Here is a 20,251-nt window from a genome sequence, read left to right as displayed (position 1 = left end):
TTAAGCTTATTCAAACGCAAAACCCCAAGTGATGATTTGGGGTTTTTTTCGGTAAAAATGGCATTGATACTTGATAAAGTTATAATCTAGATATCGATACAATACTGCATCTGTTTAGTTAAAGCTGATTAATGACATCCCTTTATCTTGTACGCTTAACTGGCACTTGCAGGCGCAAATGATTCTGCTAAAATCACATCGCCATCTTCTTTAGTAATCATCACTGTGGCTGAACGCGGTATTTTGCCACCTGCAACGGCGCCCCATTGATTGCCCGGATGTTGAATGTTAATAAACAGCGTCTTAAAATCCGGGGTCAAGGTAATACCAGTTACCTCACAGCCTTCTGGTCCAACAAAAAAACGTTTGATATTGTCATTATTGGCCGGCATGCCAACGCGGGTTTGTTGCCCTGCGGTCGTGATGGTTAGCGCGCCATCACTCACCTTACCGGGCAGTGCAGCAAGCAACATACAGCTGCTGGTGTCGGTATATGCGCCATCATCGGTTTGAATCCACAGTACCCCACGCGGGTCAAAATATAAGCCGTCTGGGGATGAAAAATCATTATTGTTCGTGAGTTTTGAGAGATTTTCAGCGGCTAAATCATGGGGCGCAGCAAACAAATAAATATCCCATTCAAAGCTCGTTGCTGCATGGTCGCCGTCCGTTTCTGCCCAGCGTATAATGTGACCATTGTCATTACCACGGGCTTTACCGGGCGTCTCATAACTGCGTGGATTGGTTGCCGATACTGGCTGGTCATCACTGACACCACGATATTTATTATTGGTTAAGGTCACATAAACCTCACCCGTAATTGGGCTGACTGATACCCATTCTGGACGATCCATTTTGGTGGCGCCGAGCACATCTGCCGCTGCGCGTGCAAATATTAATACTTCGTCTTGTCCATTAAAAGGCAATTTACTATTAGAGCTATTCAGTCCATTTTGACCATGGATAAGTGGCTGCCAACGACCGCTGCCATCGTCATTAAACACCGCAACGTATAAGGTGCCGTCATCCATATATTTGCTACCGGCTTTTAGACCGCCACCAATATCATTATTTGACCACGTGGCTTTGGAGACAAATTTATAAATATATTCGCCCCTCGCGTCATCACCCATATAAAAGACAATTGGCTTGCCTTGCTCAACCGGCGCATAGGCGCAGTTTTCATGAGCAAAACGACCCAATGCGGTGCGCTTTTGCGGGACAGACTGCGGGTCAAAAGGATCAATCTCCGTGATATAGCCAAAGGTATTAAAGCCATTGCGATAGTCATCCGCTGCCGTGACACCAACTGCGGTCATGTCCCAACGGGAAAATTCATCCATTATTTTGGCGTCTTTGGCTTCGGGCGTATGCCATAAATACCCAAAACCTGGGAAATCCTTTTTTGCGCCATAACGCTCTCGACCATAATTATGCCCTGGCGTCAGTTGGCTGGCATCTTGACCACGCGCAAAGACACCTAAGAAGTTCTCTTCAGTGGTCAAATACGTGCCCCAAGGTGACAGACCTGCACCGCAGTTATTATTAATGCCGCGTGTTTGCAAGCCAGTCGGGTCAAATTTGGTTTTGACCAAATCAGAGCCTGCTACTGGACCCGTCAATTGCGCCACCGTACTGCTGGTAATACGGCGATGATACTTTGAATTGGGTACGATCTCATAACCGCTGCCATTAGTTCGGCGCTTCATTTCAACTACGGCAACCCCATGACAATTGACCTCACGGCGTACATCACTGGCAAGCCTACGATTCTTAAAGATAGGCGCAGCATTGTTATCTTTGATTAAATGGTAACCAAATGGACTTAGCTCAGCGCTATTCACATATTCATGGTTCATGACTAGTAGCCCATTATCCGAAGCTTTTGGGTCATAAGCGGCACCGTTTTTGCCAAAGAACCACATGCCATCATGGTTATCGCCCATACGCCATTCAAACGACTCAGCCGATTGCTCGCGATTGTCCTTCCAATCATCAATGCCAGAAATAAGAGGCATACCAAGCGGCAATATTATCTCTGCCTTATAGCCTGCTGCCACGCTCATCTCCGCCGCTTTAGAATGGGCAACTGCTTTAAACTTTAAGCTTTCAGGGCGGTTTAATGTACCCGAGGCAGGAATAGCCGCAGTATTATCATTTTTAATAATGGGACGTCCATTAGGCTTACTGTCCTCGCTATTACAGCCTACCAACGGTAAAGTGCCGAAAAATGCAGCGGCGGTCAATCCAGTACCCCCTTTTAACAAACTGCGACGGTTTAAGCGGCGACTAATAATGGTTTGAAAATCAATATTATTACTAGGATTCGAGTCTTCAATTTCTTCGTGAGCAAGATTTTGTTTATGATGTGATAAAGTCATGTTCAGTCACCTTGGCAGTTGGGCGCGAGGGGCAGGCAAATTCAGCAATTAAGCGTAGCGCCGTATAACGGAGATACATTACGCTGTATCCTACTGAGCATTGATGACGGTTTGATGACTTTTTAATAACATAACGGTTTTTGGTTAAAAGCACTCCATTTAAAAACCATCCATTAAGAACAAAAAAAATCCCAAGTCAGCGCTTGGGATTTTTTTAAAAGTGTTTTTTTGACTTATTATGCGACGCGCATTTGCCACTCATGTGTATCCAATACCAAACGCAACTCATCATCCGCTTGCAAGACACCAACACCGCTTGGCGTACCGGTCATAATTACATCGCCTGCTTGTAAACTAAAAGCATGACTAATCTCAGCAAGCAATTTATACACCGGAAACAGCATCAACGCGCTATCGCCATCTTGCTTAAGCACATCATTAATATAGAGCTGATAACGCACTTGCGTAAAATCACCAAAGGCTTGCGGGTCAACCCAATCTGCAAGCACACACGCACCGTCAAAACTCTTGGCACGCTCCCACGGCTGACCTTTGTCCTTCAGCTTGGTTTGCAAATCGCGTAAGGTTAAATCCAGCCCCAAAGTGACGCCACCAATAGCAATTTTTGCCTGTTCAATAGTTGCGTTACTTAAGTCAGCAGATAACTGAATGCAAAGCTCTGCCTCATAATGGGTTTCACCAAAAACAGTAGGATTTGGACGAACCAAGGTATTTTGAGCAGCAACAACACAAGAAGAAGGCTTCATAAATAGTAGCGGTGACGTCGGTACTTCATTACCCAATTCACGCGCATGAGCGGCATAGTTACGCCCCACACAAACGACTTTGCCAATCGTCCGATGCGCCGTGTGACTGATATCTTTATCCACTACATTTTCATCACTAATATTGACGCTATCTACAATCAAGTCGGCAATCGGAGTGTGTGAAGATTGGCTCATAACAGGCTCTCATTAGAACGATTAATTGGACGACTATTTATAATTTTCTATTACTCTTAATAAGCTACTTAAACTTGGCTTCATCTACAAAACGATATTTTGCGGCGATTTCTTTTTTCTCATTGCCTTCATCAGCGGTAAATAGTAGTTTGGCAACCCCATTTACTTTTACTGAATCAATGCCTTCGATATTTTTCAAATCTGATAATTCAGGTAAATTAACAGGAATAGGCGCGTCGTTAGGGTTGCCACTCCATGTCCAAATTTTTGAGAAGTCTTTGCCTTTATCATCAGGAATTTCATTGGCAATCACAAACTTATTCAAAATAGTACTAAAGTGTAAAGAGCGAATACCACCGCCGCCTAGATTAAGGAAAATAGGCTTGCCAAATACAGGCGCTGCATTTTTCTCAAACACTTCTGCTGGGTTTTCAATCGGCACGATAATAGCAGACTCGCCTGCCATCGGGGCGCGCAAACCTAGCAGCAAATCATCGGTTTTATGAGCATAGGTTAAGCCCTCGATATTCAAGGTATCAAAGTCAGGCTCTTGACCCGTTTTTGCTTTAATGGCTTTTACCAATGTTTTTGACTGCGACAATTCATCACGTAACGTTCTCACACTGTTGATGTCTTGTACTGCATCGCCTACAACCCGAAAACGTATCAGCTGCTCACGATTATGGCGACGTTTGCCATTTTTTAGTGAAGAATGAGAGGTGGTCATATAGATAAAACCATTATGATCTGCCGTTAATCCTTCTAAGTCATCAAGCTTATGCTCAAATCCTTGACTCAGCTTTAGGTTATCGTCTGCATTTTCAATCAGACTGCCATTGTCTGAAATCTTTAAAATATTTAACGCACGATGCTCTTCATCTTCAACGATGAGTACGCGACCATCTGGAAGCTGCAAGGTTGCTGATGGCTCGTAAATATCGTTAAATTTGCCCATGCCATCTTTTGTCAAAGCTGGCGATGAGGCAGCATTAACCGAACTGCTGGGATAAAAGAATAAAAATAGACTGACCACAATAGCAGTCAATAGGGATGCAAGTATTGCTAAGCGAAGAACTGAAGGGGACGTTGCTTTGGACTGTGCTTGGCTCATATAGCGTCTCATGGTAAAAATGATGTATAGGACTTATTATAAAACGCCCTAAGGATACTCAGGAAATAAATTATAAGCGTTAAAGTAACTCAATAGTCTGTTTAATGATTCTTTCTGTCTCAAATATTGCTATCGGCTTACTCATAACACGATTTGGGTACTAAAAGAATAATAATTCGCAGGATAAAAAGGCAATTTAATATTAAACGCCTTTCTATTTATACTTATTTTGCAGTTTAGTTAATCGGTAAATTTCTTGTAATCAAGCATGACGTAACGGGCATGAACGGCTTTTTTCGCATCGCCTTCATCTGCCATAAACACCATCTTAATAGTACCGTTGATAGTAATAGAATCAACTGCTTCAATGTTTTGCAAAGGCGCTAACTCTGGGGTGTCTATTTTTACCGGCTTATCTTTAGGATTGCCTGACCACGTCCATATCTGTGCTTGCTTGTTGCCAGCGGTATCGTTGATTTCATTGGCAATGACGAACATACTTAAGACTGGATCAAAATACAGCGAGCGAATACCGCCACCATTTAAATCAAGGAAAATGGGCTGACCGAAGACTGGCGGCGCGTTACTAGTAAACATCGCTTCTGAGTTGACAATCGGTACGATAATAGACGACTTGCCTGCCATTGGTGTACGTAGTCCGAGCAGGATGGAGCGCGTGCTATTGTCATAGGCCAAGCCTTCAATATCCAGCTCATCAAAGTTGACGCTGGCATTCATACGGGCTTTAAATGCGGCATCAAGTATGGGCGATTTAACCATCTCATCACGTAAGGTGGTGACCGCTGCTACGTCGCCTGCGATATTACCATTGACACGGAATCTGAGTAGCTGCTCACGTGTTGGATCTCGTTTGCCACTGGTATCCGATGAATGTGACGTCACTGCGTAGACAAAGCCTTTATCATCAGCCGTTAAACCTTCAACGTCATTAAGCTTGCGTCCAAAGCTGCGTGTTAGCTGCAAGCTTGCGACCGGATTTTCACTTAAGCTGCCATCAGGCGCAACCGTCATAATATTCATCGCCCGCTGTTCTTCATCTTCAGCCACCAACACGCGACCATCAGGCAGTTGCTGTACTGCAGATGGCTCATAAACTGCATTTAGTGTACCCAAACCTGAAGCATCAAGCTGCGGTACAACCTCGGTGCCTGCTGCCGGATAAAAGAACAGTAATGCTTTTAAGAAAATAGACGCTAATACCGAGAACAGCATACCCCAGCGAAATATAGAGTAAGATATATTCAGCATCTTGCCGTTACGCGCGGCAATTTGTCCAAGCCAATACAGCTGATCACTCATTGAATGATACGTCTCATCGCGATCACGCATCAAAATCTGCATACGCTCCCAGTATTCTTCGCGCGTCAATTGCATACGATCTTTATTAATCAGCAGATTGACTTCACCATCTGAGGAGCGATTAGCGCGCGCTAAGTACTCACGAAAATCACGAAAATGCGCTTCACGTTTGATTAAGGCTTTAAACCATTTAGAAAATCCAGTGAAATAATGGGCTTTTTCAGGGGAAGCAGCAAGAATGGCAAAAAAGATAGAGGCGGCAGCAGTAAACATAAACATGCCTGCTGGCACCAAGAATGCGGCTGATGAGACAAAGATAAATGCCCCAGAAATCATCAGGGCAGAGATGATAATGCCGTTTAGCGAAATCATGATGTTGGCTTTCGTCGCAGCCAGCGCGATTAAATCAAGCTCGGTACGTAAAGCATTGCGAAACATGGTTTCGACTGCTTTTGATGTTCCTAGTGGTGCTTTAGCGTCTGCTTCAACGGTGATAGCTTTACTTGGTTTTTCAAAGCTGATATCCGTACTCGGTTCCGGCTGAGCTTTCTTTTTTTTCTTCTTTTTCTTTTTCTCACTTGAATCTTTGGTTAAGTGTTCACTTAAAGTCTCATTCAGATTGTCATCTAAAGTTTCAGTTAAACTCTTATCCAGTTTATCATCTAAACTTTCATTAATATTATCGTTAGATGCGGTATCTAAATTTTTATCTAGATAATCTTGAAGATTTTTGTTTGAAATTTCACTCAACTTTCACCCACTTTTTCAATAAAACAACGTTGGAAATAACTGACAATGACGCAGTGACAAATAAGGAAAATAAATAGCACCTGGACGTCAAAAAAGGAACGTATTGAGACCAATACGCAAAAACATCTCGCTAGAGCATTACCCTAGCAAATTATATGGTTAACATATTCTATACAATTATGGTCAAATCCGCCATTATAAAAAACTCATTAACAGTATCAATGAATAGCGGATAAGAAATATCAGAAAAGAAATAACGGCTAAAGAGTAGCAATCTAAAGGGCGTTTGGCGTACGTACCTCAGGTGGAACATAGGTCATATAGCGGTTCATACGTTTTTCAAACAGTCTAAAACTGAACAAAATCACCCATGATAATAAAAGATAGACGATACCTGCTGCAAAGAACAATTCCATCAAGGTATAAGTACGGGCACTAATAGTACGAGCAACGCCAGTAATATCCATTAAGGCAATCGTCGATGCCAAGGCGCTACCTTTGAGCATAAAAATCACTTCATTGCTGTACGCCGGAATCACGATACCAAAGGCGCGCGGTAAGGTAATACGTGTGAGCTTCTGCCACTTTGACATACCAATTGCGTCTGCCGCTTCAAGCTCGCCCACAGGAATGGTCTGAATCGCACCGCGAATAATCTCTGCTAAATAAGCACTGGTATTTAAAGTAAAGGCAATAATGGCGCACCAATATGCTTGACTCAGCACCGGCTCCCATAAGAAAGAATTACGAACAAACTCAAACTGCCCCAGACCATAATAAATCAGGAAAATTTGTACTAAGAGCGGCGTACCCCGAAAAAAGAAAATATAAGAGAAGGGTAAGAGCTGTACCGCCCAGCTTTTAGACAAACGCAGCTGCGCTAAAATAAGTCCAAAAAATAACCCGACAATACCGGATATCACCACTAATTGTACGGTTAATACCGCACCGCCCAAAAGGTCTGGGATATGATCAAAAATAACCTGCCAATTCCAATCCATAAGACGCTTCCCTTACCCTTTAACTGATTGATGGGTTAGTTTTTTGGCATACCGTGCTGCTGGATTGGCGCGCCATTCAAGCCACATCATAAAACCTGTGATTAACATGGTCAGCCCTAAATAAATAATCGCTGCCGCCATATAAAAGGTAAAAGGCTGCTGGGTCGACTGCGCTGCACGCGAGGATTGATACATAATATCTTTAAGACCAACGACTGAAACCAAGGCAGTATCTTTTAACAGTACTAAAAACAAATTTCCCAAACCCGGTAGCGCAATCTGCCATACTTGCGGCAAAGTAATGCGCCAAAAGGTCTGCAAAGGACGCATACCAATCGCTTGTGCAGCTTCATTTTGACCAATGGGAATCTCTTGAATCGCCATCCGCAATATTTCGGTCGCATATGCACCAAAGGCAATCGATAGCGCCATGACCCCGCCCCAAAAGGCACTAATCTCAATATAATCGTTATAGCCGAATTTTTTGAGAATGGTCATGAGCAGCATAGAGCCGCCATAGTAAATAAAGAGCACCAATAATAGCTCAGGAATACCGCGCATCGTTGCCGTATAAACGGTCGCAATCTTACGCAGTAGCCAGACGTTAGACAACTTTGCTGTGGCACCAAGTAGACCTAAAATCATACCGATAGCAACACTGGTCGCGGCAAGTTTTATGGTGACGGTTGCGCCGCTTAGTAATAGCGCGCCAAATCCTTGTAAATCAAACACAATTGTCCACTCAGTCTCTTTATAATCGTCAGTTAACGAAATAATGATAAAAAAATCGCATCGCTAATAGACTCTATAATGGTTTGCAATAGGCACAAGCACACAAGGCTATTCTCACAAATGAGATCTATATCATGGGATAACCGATTGACTCGGCAAAAATGACTGGTGATTTTATCATATTCATGGGGCAGCATGTTACTGCTTGCAGGCAAAACGAGGGGTGAAATAGGCTGTTATGGGCTAAAAAGTGCTATAAAAATCATAAATTTAACGGTACTGGGCAGTCAATTATTACAGATGACTCATTTTTATCAAATAAATCAGCCTTTTACTGCATGGTATTAGAAAAGATGCCTACAAGTGATGTAGTACCTTTTACCCATACTTAACAGAAAATTTAGGATTAACTAGCAGACTTATGCTGATATTTTTTAATGGTAAATGTTAAAAAATTTTACAGATTTTAATTATTTTCACTAGTGGTAAGTGACTTATTCAGAGTCATGCTGCTAACCATCATTGATTACAAGAACAAATGATGGATGGCTAGTAACAAGGATGACTCAAATAAGATTTTAAATATAGCGGTGACTATATTTATAACTACTGTATCCATAACCACTGTGTTAACGGCTATTTTGCAACGCTATCGACTGGTGCAGCTTGCACACTGGCAGACGGACTTGATTCTACAGGTACGGCAAAGTATTTTTGATTAATTTTATCGTACGTGCCGTTGGCTTTGATATTGGCTAAAGAATCGTTAATCTTAGCCTGTAGCGCGTCACCGGGGCGTACAGCAATGGCAAAATTGTCATTGATATCAATCTCAGCCCCTTTAAGAATAAAACCGTCGCCTGCAGGTGAATTGAGCCATTGAATGGCTGGTAGTTTGTCAGATACCATCGCATCAACGCGCTCTGAACCTAAGTCCAAAAAGGCATTGCTCAGGGTATCATACAGTTTCATATCGGCTTTTGGATACGCTTTTTCAAACCACTGTGAAGAGATGGTGGCGCGCTGAGCGGCGATAGAATTAGCATTAATATGACTGTCTTGAGCAGGGTCAAATTTGCTGTCTGCTTTGGCTAAAAATACCAACGTATTGCTAAAATACGGATCAGTAAAGGCAACTTGCTGCGAGCGCTCAGGCGTGACCGACATCGCGGCTATGATCGCATCATACTTGCCTGCTTTTAGCCCGGGAATAATACCATCCCAGTCTTGCGCAGTAATCTCACAAGTGACTTTCATATCGGCACACAGCGCGTTTGCAATCTCTACATCAAAACCGCCTAAGCTCCCATCAGCATTGGTATAGTTAAAAGGAGCATACGCCCCTTCTGTCCCAATACGCAGTACTTCGCCCGTTGCTGACGTATTATCAGCGATATCTGTAGCTTTTTTATCAGCACCATCTTGCGACTGATTACAGCCTGATAGCGTTAACGTACAGACAGCAATACTTGCTAGAATTGGACTTAAAAATTTACTCATATTCATCCTTGACTGTCTATTACGTTAAAAACTATTAGGCGTGCATGATAACTAATTACTATCGCAGGCTATGATTACCATTGACTGCTATGCGCTACCTTTATTTTGCTACCTCAGCATTTGTACCTTCTTGCGCGACTGCTTCGGCTGCTGCACCATTCACAACTGCTTTTTGAGCAGCAGCGGTAGAGCTGGTGCCAAAATAGCTGCCAGAGATTTGATCATAGGTGCCATTAGCGCGGATTTCAGCAAGGGCTTTATTAAATTTAGCCACTAATGGATCGCCTTTACGGAAGCCAATACCCATAGCATCTTTATCAGTGGTGATTTCTTGCCCTTTGACTTCATAATCTTTGCCAGCAGGGGTTTTTAACCAATCAATACCGGTGACTTTATCCGACATCATGGCGCGTACGCGACCTGAAGTTAAGTCTAAATAGGCATTGTCTTGGGTATCATAAAGTTTGATGTCTGCTTCAGCATGTTCATCTTGTAGATATTGTGAGGCAACCGTGGCACGTTGTGAGGCAACCGGCTGACCTTTTAAAGCGTCAATATTGACATCATCACCTTTTTTACCAATCAAAATAATACTGGTATAAAAGTAAGGGTCTGAGAATTCAATTACTTCTTGGCGCTCAGGAGTAATTGAGATACCTGCCATAATCGCATCAAATTTTTGCGCATTTAAGCCTGGAATGAGACCGTCCCAGTCTTGCGAAATAATATCGCAATCTGCTTTCATTTGCGCGCACATGGCTTCAATCAGCTCAATCTCATAGCCGATAAGTTTGCCATCGGCATCGGTATAGCTAAAGGGCTTGTAGCTTGATTCGGTAGCGATTTTTATCGTAGATTGCTTACCATCAGTGGCATCGACTGCGCCATCTTCGGCTGGTGTGGTGCTATTGCTACAGCCCGCCAGCATGAGCATTGCAGCGCTAAGCGGGGCCAGCCACAAGGCTTTATGAGTGATTGACATTGACATGGTTGTTTTTCCTTTATGAGTAAATTTACAGGTAGATGACTTGCAAATTATTGACCCCTAATATATCTAACCCAAAGATGATGTACAAAAAAGGCAGTTGGTTAATAGCCTATTGACCCACTAAACTATTGACCGAAATTTTGCTGCTCAAGTAACGCCAGCTTACCGTTGCTACGAATGGCACTCATTGCTTTATTAAAGTCTTTTTGCAGCGGATCACCTTTACGAACAGCAATGGCAATATTGTCGTTATTGTCAATCTCATCGCCGACGATACCAAAGCCTGCTGGGTTGTCTTTTAACCACGATTTTGCAGAGACTTTTTCTGCTAAGACGGCATCACTACGACCTGATTTCAGGTCTAAATAGGCATTGTCATAGTTATCATACAGCTGCACGGTATTGCCGTCTTTACCTTCATAATTATCTTGTAAGTACGCGCCTGGCGTGGTTGACCGTTGACCACCAAGGGTAAGATTTTTAATAGTTTTTGGGTCAAAGCTGCCTTTGGTATCGGTCAGCCATACCATGGTATTGGCAAAATACGGCTCAGTGAAATCTACTTTTTCTTGACGCTCAGGGGTGATAGACATACCGGCAATCACCGCATCGTATTTTTGTGCCAACAGTCCGGGAATAATGCCATCCCACTCTTGGGCGACAATTTCACATTTGACTTTCATCTCTTCGCATAACGCATTGGCAACATCGATATCATAGCCAGCAAGACTGCCATCCGCATTGGTATAGTTAAACGGAGGGTACGCGCCTTCGGTGGCGATACGTAAGGTTTTGCTCGCAGCACCATTATTGGCAGCATCAGCATTGGCATCAGAAGCATCTTGGGATGGGCTACAGGCACTAAGCGCGAGGGCGGCAGTGAGGGTCATCGATGACCACAATAGGTTAGAAGTCGACATCGTACATTCCTTAGTTTCTGATATTGGTTTCTGATAGGTATTGCTGATTTTTCAGCCTCTGACATCCATGCCAGCCAACGAAAACAATAACCATTTTGACAGGTGATAAACTCGTCGATAATACCTGACTCAAAAATCAAAAACAAACGTTTTAGGCATTGACTGTCATTATGCGGTAATAAAGGGTCTTATGAAAGACCCCTTATTGCTTCAACAGTTATGACAATGACTATTATGATAGTTAGATTAATAATCAAATGAGCAGCGACGTGAATAACAGATTAACCATAAGTAAAAATACTGCAAACGATACTACGAACGATGGGACGCCATAAAGTCTCTAACGCGTTCAGATTTTGGATTATCAAAGACTTGTTCTGGCGTGCCTATCTCTTCAATCACCCCTTGATGTAAAAACACCACTTGGCTAGATACTTCACGGGCAAAGCGCATCTCATGGGTGACAATCAACATGGTACGCCCCTCTTCTGCCAGCTCACGCATAACCGCCAGCACTTCATTAACCAGTTCAGGATCTAGAGCAGACGTCGGCTCATCAAACAATAACACGCGTGGGTTCATCGCAAGGGCACGGGCAATAGCAACTCGCTGACGTTGACCACCCGACAAATTCGCCGGATACGCGTCTTTTTTATCCAGTAAACCGACTTTGGCAAGCAATTTTTCTGCATCGCTAATGGCTTGGTCTTTTTTAATCTTTAAAACTTGCGTTGGTCCTTCGATAATGTTTTGCAAAATCGTTTTGTGCGGCCATAAGTTAAAATTTTGAAACACAAAACCCACGCGCGCGCGCAAGTTTTCTAACTGCTTGTTATCTACCGCCTGTAGCTCACCGGATTTATTGAGCTTTAATTTCAGCGCCTCATTACCGATAGTGATGCCGCCTTGGGTGGGCTTTTCTAACAGATTAATACAGCGTAGTAAGGTAGATTTCCCAGAGCCAGATGACCCCAAAATGGAGATAACATCGCCATCATAAGCGGTTAATGAGACGCCTTTGAGTACAGCTAATGAGCCATAACTTTTATGCAGGTCTTGTATGTCTAGCGCGATAGGACGCGTCGAATCTTTAGCAATATCAGGCATGGTTTAGCAGACTTCCAATAGTGTTGAATAAATAGTTATCAGCGAATAATGATGAGTAAACAATAATGAAAATAGGCACCATAAAAAACAGCCCAGACTGCCATTGCAACTCTGAGCTTATTTTATCATTTTAATGGATGCTATGCTGTTTTATACGATTGAGCTCATAAATTACCTTACTCGTTCATATTAAGGTGCATTTTAGAATATTTGGGTTAGTAAGTCGAGACGTGCTCTTCTGATTCGCTACCGTCCATTACTTCAGAGTCATCAGCAGTAGCTACAGCAACATCATCGTTTGGCATATCTGTAGTCGCGATTCCCTCATTGGCGCTTGCTACTGCGACCTCGTCATGAGCCGTCGCTGATCCTTGTTGCTCCACTGAAGCTTGAGCATCGACAGCTGATTCGCCTTCTGTCACTGATGCGTCTTTTTTACCACAGGCACTCATGGTTAATACCGCTGCTGCTAAGGTAACAAATATCAATTTTTTATGAATCGTCAGTGCCGTCTTTTTATCCGTTATCGTCTGTGACATCATAGCTTTCTCTCATGCTTGGTTAAAGTTGCTAAAAATTTTAAACGCTATGCAATACTAAAATTGCTTACTGTTTAAGTATACGAATATAAAAATGCAGCCACCTTAGTAGTTACACCATGATTCTGTTGAGAACGCGTAACTGTATAATAGAAGAGAATTGGCGATATTCGGCATAAAATAAGACGGTTTTTAGCGCATTATAAAAGTACGCTCAAAGAGACTATCTTGCCAATACAATAATCATTGATACAGAACTCTATTCACAAATTCATCTTTACTATCGATCTAATCTGCTCTATGTTAAATAGCATGACGCTATAGAGGCATCAAAACTTCCATTTTTATCAATCACTGCCGATATGTGGCATATTCTTCGCCTACTGATGCGCATTTGCTTTATTTAGTAAACCGCTTGATACTTTTTATTAAAATCTAGTTTTCATTAAAATTCAGTAACAAGAATTTCAGATAACATTTTGTTATCTATTTATATATAAGGAAATTAATTGATGAGTCAATCGACTACTTCAGATATCAAAACCTATATGCAAACCGTTGGTCAACAAGCGCGCGCCTCCTCGCGAGCCCTTGCTGCTGCCAATACCGGACTTAAAAATACTGCTTTACTGGCAATTTATGATGAGCTAGCCAGTGCCAAGACAGCAATTCTATCGGCAAATAAAATCGATATGGATAATGGCACGAAAAATAATCTTGATGCGGCACTACTTGACCGTTTAGAGCTCAATGATGCTCGTTTTGACGGCATGCTGCAAGGTTTAAAAGACGTATCCACCTTGCCCGATCCTATTGGTGAAGTGACGGATATGACCTATCAGCCGTCTGGCATTCATTTGGGAAAAATGCGCGTGCCATTAGGCGTCGTTGGGATGATTTATGAGTCACGTCCGAATGTGACGTTAGAGGCAGCATCACTCGCTTTAAAATCAGGCAATGCTATTATTTTGCGCGGTGGCTCTGAAGCGTTTGAATCGAATCAAGCGATTGCAAAATGTATTCATCAAGGTCTCAAAAATGCAGGACTACCTGAGCATAGCGTGCAAGTGTTACAAACTACGGATCGAGCAGCGGTTGGTGAGCTGATTACCATGACTGAATATGTCGATGTGATTGTGCCACGTGGTGGTAAAGGCTTGATTGAACGTATTAGTCGCGATGCCAAAGTACCAGTGATTAAGCATTTAGATGGTAATTGTCATACTTTTATTGACAGTGATGCTGAGGCAAAAATTGCGATTGACGTTAGCGTGAATGCCAAAACGCATCGCTATGGCACTTGTAATACTATGGAAACGTTATTGGTTGATGAAGCCATTGCTGAGACGTTATTACCGCAAATTGCCGAAGCTATCGTGCAAGCGGATGATGCCATGCAGCTGCGTCTTGACGATAAGTCGCAAGCCATTTTAAATAATAATACCAAACTTAGCGGTCATTTATCAGCCGCTACCGATGACGATTGGGATACCGAATATTTAGCGCCGATTTTAGCGATTAAAATTGTCAGCGGTTTGGATGAAGCCATTGAACATATCAATACTCATGGCAGCCATCATACCGATGTGATTATCACTGACAATTATAGCAAGTCGCAGCGCTTTATCCGTGAAGTGGATTCTGCTAGCGTCATGATTAATGCCTCTAGCCGTTTTGCTGATGGTTTTGAGTATGGACTTGGCGCTGAAATTGGTATTTCAACCGATAAAATCCATGCGCGTGGTCCAGTTGGACTGCAAGGTTTGACCTCACAAAAGTGGATTGTTTATGGTCATGGCGAAACTAGAGCGTAATTACCATTCAAAATTGTGTTAATTTGATATAAAATGTATCTTTTATATAAAACGTCAGCGTCACTGCTGGCGTTTTTTTATTTTTTACTTAAACACATAACTTTTCATGCGCTCACTTTTAATTCTGAAACTAGCATGCGAATGAGGTTTACTCGACAACAAAGCGCATCACTACTATTGTTTTAGTTGTTATCTTTACAGTATCTTGCTGGAAAGCTACTTTTTGTATACATAAAATAGAGTTTATGTCTGCCTAACTGATAGTAATATAACTCATTGATAGCTTTAGTTAGCCCATCCTATATATGAAAATTTTAATGTTTTTAAAGACTTAATTGAAGTAGCAATTGATATTTTTGGTAAGTTGCTTGGGCGAATAGTAATGATGAATGCTGGCAAATTTGCTATTTCGGCGACTTATGTTTCAAACCTAAAATCAAGATAATACCAGCCTTATCCCGAATTCAGGTTAATTTATATTTATAAAAGGATGCACTTATGGAAGTTACTTTAAACGGCTATTACACGCTGATATTTGCAACCTTAGTGTTGTTACTTGGGCGTTTTTTGGTCAAGAACATCAAGTTCTTAGAGGACTTTAATATTCCAGAGCCTGTCGCGGGCGGTCTGGTCGCTGCCGCCATGGTGTATGCGCTTAACTTGGTATGGGGTTATACTTTTAACTTCAATCAAGGTCTACAAACAGCGACTATGCTGATGTTTTTTGCCTCAATTGGTCTGAGTGCCGATTTTGGACGCCTTAAAGCTGGTGGCTCACCGTTATTAATTTTTACCATTGTCGTCTCCGTTTTTATTATTTTGCAGGATGTGGTTGGGGTGGCAATGGCAAGCGTGCTTGGGCTTGATCCACTGCTCGGTTTGGTCACAGGCTCTATCGCTTTAACCGGTGGGCATGGTACTGCAGGGGCATGGGGCGTTGTGTTAGAAGAGCAGTACGGTGTGGTTGGTGCAACCACACTTGGTATTGCCGTTGCTACTTATGGTTTGGTGGCAGGTGGCCTGGTTGGTGGTCCTGTTGCGCGCAGATTGATCAATAAAATGGGCATTAAGCCGGCTCCCATAAACCCAAATCAAAGCGACGTTGAAAAGCTTGCTGGTAAGCAGTCGTTATATAGCACCAAGCATGACGAAGACAGTGATGATAGACATGAAGAGATGTTTGAAAAGCCGGATAATATTCGTCTGATTACCGCCTCTTCTACTATTGAAAGTTTGGCTTTATTTGCAGGGGCTTTAGCGTTTGCTGACTTGATGACTATCATTGCGGAAGGTACGGCATTTGAATTGCCTACGTTCGTTTGGGCATTGGCAGGCGGTGTGATTATTCGTAATGCACTGACTATGGTCTTTAACTTTGATATGTTTGACCGCGCTATTGATGTGATTGGTAATGCGTCGTTAAGCCTATTTTTAGCCATGGCACTATTATCATTGAAACTGTGGGAATTGACAGATTTGGCAGGTCCAGTCTTGATTATCTTGCTCGTTCAAACTGCCGTCATGATTGCTTATGCTTACTTTGTCACTTACAAAATCATGGGCAAAGATTATGATGCTGCCGTTTTAGCAGCGGGTCATTGTGGTTTTGGAATGGGTGCAACGCCAACGGCAATTGCCAATATGCAGGCGGTCACCGATCGCTATTTGCCATCACCTAAGGCATTTTTGATTGTACCTATGGTTGGTGCATTCTTTGTCGATATCGTTAACGCTACGGTATTGCAGATATTTACCAAGTTGCCGTTTTAAGCTATTAATATATTTAGATTAAAATAAATAAGGCTGATCTACGATAATGTAGCTCAGCCTTTTTATTTGTTATTAAACCTCTCTATAAAGATTTGAGTGAATTAACCTAGATCATTAACTAGTATTGAGAGAGTGATATTAGTAAAAAAAACTTATCAAGTTATCAAAGGAAGAAGAGCAATTATGAAATTTGTCGATAGCAAGTTATTTGGGAGAATTCACTCACCAGAGTCTATTGAAGAATTATTAACTTTAGTAAAACAACATACTCCTGAGAGACGCAACGTTTATTTCTGGAGAGGTCAAAGCAATATTCAATGGGCTATTCACAGTTCTGCATATAGAAGGTTAAAGAGAACTATGAGTGAAGTAACTGAGTGGCAAATGCAGCATTACGAGAAGCATTTGCTTGAACACGCTACTCATCAAGGTTATAGATACGATAACAGTAGAAATCTTACAGATTTAGAGTTGTTAGCAAAACTTCAACATCATGGTGCTGCTACGAGACTGATTGATTTTTCTAGAAGTATCATGGTTGGTCTTTGGTTTGCTTGCTCATCTGAACCAGAACAGGCTGGGCTATTATTTGGATTTCATTCTCATTTTGTAGGAGGAGGCGAAAATAGAGGTGGAGTGACAGACTATGTTGAAGTATTCAAGGAAATAGAAAATGGTAATAACCCTATTGTATGGCATCCGCCAGTAGTTTCCAAACGCATTGCCTCTCAAAATGCTCAGTTTCTCTATAGTCAAGTTGTCGAAAATAGTATTGGTAGTTTGGCTCTTAGTGATAGTCTCGACCCGTACATCTCTATAAATATAAGTCCTTCCTTTAAGAAATTGGCTTTAAAGGAACTATCAGAAACTTTCGATATACATCATTTAACTTTATTTCCTGATATTGACGGTTTTGGTTATGCTAGCAGCTTTAGGTTTGACGAGTATCAAAATGAACGCTGGTAACAATTATAATTTAAATAGCGCATGCTAAGGTTCTTACGCCAAGAATTTAACATAGAGAACAATCACTTTACCGCAGGTTTTGCTAAAAACAGAAGACCTGCCAACAAAAAACCGCCTAGCACATGCTAAGCGGTTTTTTTATGGCTTAAATACTAAATAGATTAATCATCTTTTTAGTTTTTAGAGATTACTGATTTTTAGCATATACCGGTTTTTTGGCACAAAGCGCTTTGACTTTTTCGCGCGTATTAGCAATCACTTGCTCATCACCACGGCTGTCTAGCACATCACAAATCCAGCCCGCCAACTCTGTTACGTCTGCTTCATCGAAGCCACGAGTGGTTACGGCTGGTGTACCGATACGAATACCAGAAGTGACGAATGGTGATTTTGGATCGTTAGGAACTGCGTTTTTATTAACCGTAATATAAGCATCACCCAACCACTTATCAGCTTCTTTACCGGTCATTTCTTGCTTAACCAAGCTGATAAGCATTAAATGGTTTTCAGTACCACCAGAGATGATTTCATAGCCACGGTCGATGATTACTTTCGCCATTGCTTGGGCGTTTTTCACCACTTGCTGCTGATAGGTTTTAAAGTTGTCTTCTAATGCTTCTTTGAATGATACCGCTTTGGCAGCGATAACGTGCATTAATGGACCACCTTGGTTGCCTGGGAATACGGCAGAATTTAATTTTTTCGCCAGTTTTTCATCACGAGCGAGAATCATACCTGAACGTGGACCACGTAAGGTTTTATGCGTGGTGGTAGTGACTACGTCAGCAAAAGGTACTGGGCTCGGATAAACACCAGCAGCAACCAGACCAGCGACGTGTGCCATATCAACTAAAAGATACGCACCAACTTCGTCCGCGATATCGCGGAAACGCTGCCAATCGACCACTTGTGAATAAGCTGAGAAACCAGCAATAATCATTTTAGGTTTATGTTCACGAGCGAGTGCGTCAACTTGGTCATAATCAATCAGACCAGAGCCTTCAATTAAGCCGTACTGCACCGCATTGTAGTTGATGCCTGAAAAGTTAATGTGTGCGCCGTGGGTCAAGTGACCGCCCGCATCAAGGCTCATGCCAAGGATAGTATCGTTGGCTTTTAACAGCGCTAGGAATACTGCTGAGTTGGCTTGGCTACCTGAATGTGGCTGTACGTTCACATATTCTGCACCAAACAATTCTTTTGCACGATCAATCGCTAATTGCTCAACCACGTCTACGTGCTCACAACCGCCATAATAACGCTTGCCAGGATAACCTTCGGCATATTTATTGGTTAGATCAGTACCTTGTGCTTCCATCACTGCTTGTGAACAGTAGTTTTCTGAAGCAATTAGCTCAACATGATTTTCTTGGCGAACACTTTCAGCGGCTAACGCGTCAGCAAGTACGGGGTCAAATTCCTTAATCGAGATATCTTTAAACATAGTTATACCCTATATGATTTCTTTTATAAAAAGGAAGCTACTAGAAGATAGAAGCCTGCAATCAGCTTATCATGCTTAGCAATAGTATTGCTGTGCTCATGTATACCTTATGCACAACTCGTATCGCTGTAAACCAGTGTAGCATGAAACTTTATATGACAAGCGCGAAAAAAGTTCATCCTAGCGTGATTAAACGACATGTGTCTATTGTATTCATAGTGCTATAAATATAAGTGTCTAACAGACTATAATCTATAAATATAAAGCATGATTCATCACCATAAATTTATCAGTTCTATAGATAAAAAATTTGAGTAGAAAGAAAAAAGCTGTCCAATTGGTCAGCTTTTTTAGCTTAATGATGATGTTCTCAATCTACATTGAGAAATTTAATTTTTTAGTATTTGTTGGCAAAATTGCGGTAAAAAAGTCTCGCTTATCAGCAAGGTGCGCCCGTACCAGTCGTAACACGTCTGGCGACACCAGCCCTCACCCGTAGGATAGATAGAGCGTTGATTCGGTAATGTTCGACGACGCTTGAATAAAACATAACCGATAGGTGTTCCCTTAAGCTGTTGCAACCGTCGCGCCTGCCCTTGCAAACTTGTTAAAGGGAAAATGCTTTGCGCGGTTACCCATGGCAGCTCATCATTGCCATATAATTGTGCTTCGCGCACCCACGCCATGAGCGGACGATTTAAAGAGTGTCCTTGTAACCCAAGCTGCTGCTTTTGAGTTAATGTCAAAACCCGATAGCCTTCAAAACTGCGTACCACCCGTAAAGGCTGACCAGATTTTGCTTCTAACATTGCAGTCAATGAACCATTGGTATCGAGCCATGGCAGTAATGCTGACGGTGGCGAAATTTTTGCTGACGTGTTAAAGCGATTAGGGCGCATAGTTAATGACTAATTATTAAGTTAAATAAGTAAAACACTAAATATCA

General features: G+C 42.1%; 16 protein-coding genes. 3 read left to right on the top strand and 13 right to left on the bottom strand.

Annotation, left to right across the window (positions count from 1 at the left end; genetic code table 11):
- Positions 1–155: 155 nt before the first annotated feature.
- The 11 genes from H2245_RS04470 to H2245_RS04420 all read right to left on the bottom strand — a co-directional run bounded on the left by H2245_RS04470 (position 156) and on the right by H2245_RS04420 (position 13,314).
- Positions 156–2,381, bottom strand: a complete 2,226-nt coding sequence (locus H2245_RS04470) for a PhoX family phosphatase (RefSeq protein ID WP_182406159.1) — start codon at positions 2,379–2,381, stop codon at positions 156–158.
- 236 nt (positions 2,382–2,617) lie between these two features.
- Entirely contained in the window at positions 2,618–3,343 is a 726-nt protein-coding gene (locus H2245_RS04465) for a fumarylacetoacetate hydrolase family protein (protein WP_182406158.1), read from the bottom strand.
- 64 nt (positions 3,344–3,407) lie between these two features.
- Positions 3,408–4,454, bottom strand: a complete 1,047-nt coding sequence (locus tag H2245_RS04460; RefSeq protein ID WP_182406157.1) for a hypothetical protein — start codon at positions 4,452–4,454, stop codon at positions 3,408–3,410.
- 240 nt (positions 4,455–4,694) lie between these two features.
- Positions 4,695–6,524: a DUF3616 domain-containing protein gene (locus H2245_RS04455; RefSeq protein ID WP_182406156.1), complete on the bottom strand. Its 1,830-nt coding sequence runs from the start codon at positions 6,522–6,524 to the stop codon at positions 4,695–4,697.
- Positions 6,525–6,799: 275 nt separating this feature from the next.
- Positions 6,800–7,525 carry an ABC transporter permease gene (locus H2245_RS04450; RefSeq protein ID WP_182406155.1) on the bottom strand — a complete coding sequence of 242 codons (726 nt, stop codon included), beginning with the start codon at positions 7,523–7,525 and terminating at the stop codon, positions 6,800–6,802.
- A 12-nt stretch (positions 7,526–7,537) separates the two neighbouring features.
- Positions 7,538–8,257, bottom strand: a complete 720-nt coding sequence (locus H2245_RS04445; protein WP_182406154.1) for an ABC transporter permease — start codon at positions 8,255–8,257, stop codon at positions 7,538–7,540.
- Between the two features lie 636 nt (positions 8,258–8,893).
- Entirely contained in the window at positions 8,894–9,763 is an 870-nt protein-coding gene (locus H2245_RS04440; protein ID WP_404944655.1) for an ABC transporter substrate-binding protein, read from the bottom strand.
- Between the two features lie 94 nt (positions 9,764–9,857).
- Positions 9,858–10,745 carry a transporter substrate-binding domain-containing protein gene (locus H2245_RS04435; protein ID WP_182406152.1) on the bottom strand — a complete coding sequence of 296 codons (888 nt, stop codon included), beginning with the start codon at positions 10,743–10,745 and terminating at the stop codon, positions 9,858–9,860.
- Positions 10,746–10,870: 125 nt separating this feature from the next.
- The gene (locus tag H2245_RS04430; protein WP_182406151.1) at positions 10,871–11,665 is read right to left on the bottom strand and encodes a transporter substrate-binding domain-containing protein; all 795 of its coding nucleotides are present in this window, start codon (positions 11,663–11,665) and stop codon (positions 10,871–10,873) included.
- A 312-nt stretch (positions 11,666–11,977) separates the two neighbouring features.
- Positions 11,978–12,772: an ABC transporter ATP-binding protein gene (locus H2245_RS04425; protein WP_182406150.1), complete on the bottom strand. Its 795-nt coding sequence runs from the start codon at positions 12,770–12,772 to the stop codon at positions 11,978–11,980.
- Between the two features lie 215 nt (positions 12,773–12,987).
- Positions 12,988–13,314, bottom strand: coding sequence for a hypothetical protein (locus tag H2245_RS04420; protein ID WP_259365074.1), 327 nt, complete (start codon positions 13,312–13,314; stop codon positions 12,988–12,990).
- Positions 13,315–13,823: 509 nt separating this feature from the next.
- Between H2245_RS04420 and H2245_RS04415 the strand changes: the two genes are divergently transcribed.
- The 3 genes from H2245_RS04415 (at position 13,824) to H2245_RS04405 (ending at position 17,861) form a co-directional block, all read left to right on the top strand.
- Positions 13,824–15,125 carry a glutamate-5-semialdehyde dehydrogenase gene (locus tag H2245_RS04415; RefSeq protein ID WP_182406149.1) on the top strand — a complete coding sequence of 434 codons (1,302 nt, stop codon included), beginning with the start codon at positions 13,824–13,826 and terminating at the stop codon, positions 15,123–15,125.
- Between the two features lie 498 nt (positions 15,126–15,623).
- Positions 15,624–16,895 (top strand): sodium/glutamate symporter, encoded by a 1,272-nt coding sequence (locus H2245_RS04410; RefSeq protein WP_182406148.1) that lies wholly within the window; start codon positions 15,624–15,626, stop codon positions 16,893–16,895.
- 183 nt (positions 16,896–17,078) lie between these two features.
- Positions 17,079–17,861, top strand: coding sequence for an FRG domain-containing protein (locus H2245_RS04405; RefSeq protein ID WP_182406147.1), 783 nt, complete (start codon positions 17,079–17,081; stop codon positions 17,859–17,861).
- A 187-nt stretch (positions 17,862–18,048) separates the two neighbouring features.
- On the opposite strand, the gene glyA is transcribed toward H2245_RS04405, so the two are convergent.
- Positions 18,049–19,305, bottom strand: coding sequence for a serine hydroxymethyltransferase (gene glyA, locus H2245_RS04400; protein WP_182406146.1), 1,257 nt, complete (start codon positions 19,303–19,305; stop codon positions 18,049–18,051).
- Positions 19,306–19,694: 389 nt separating this feature from the next.
- Positions 19,695–20,204 (bottom strand): chorismate lyase, encoded by a 510-nt coding sequence (locus H2245_RS04395; RefSeq protein ID WP_182406145.1) that lies wholly within the window; start codon positions 20,202–20,204, stop codon positions 19,695–19,697.
- Positions 20,205–20,251 lie beyond the last annotated feature (47 nt).

The sequence above is a fragment of the Psychrobacter sp. GP33 genome, from assembly GCF_014119005.1.
In the GTDB taxonomy this organism is placed as follows: Bacteria; Pseudomonadota; Gammaproteobacteria; order Pseudomonadales; family Moraxellaceae; genus Psychrobacter.
This window is presented reverse-complemented; position numbering and strand designations above follow the sequence as displayed.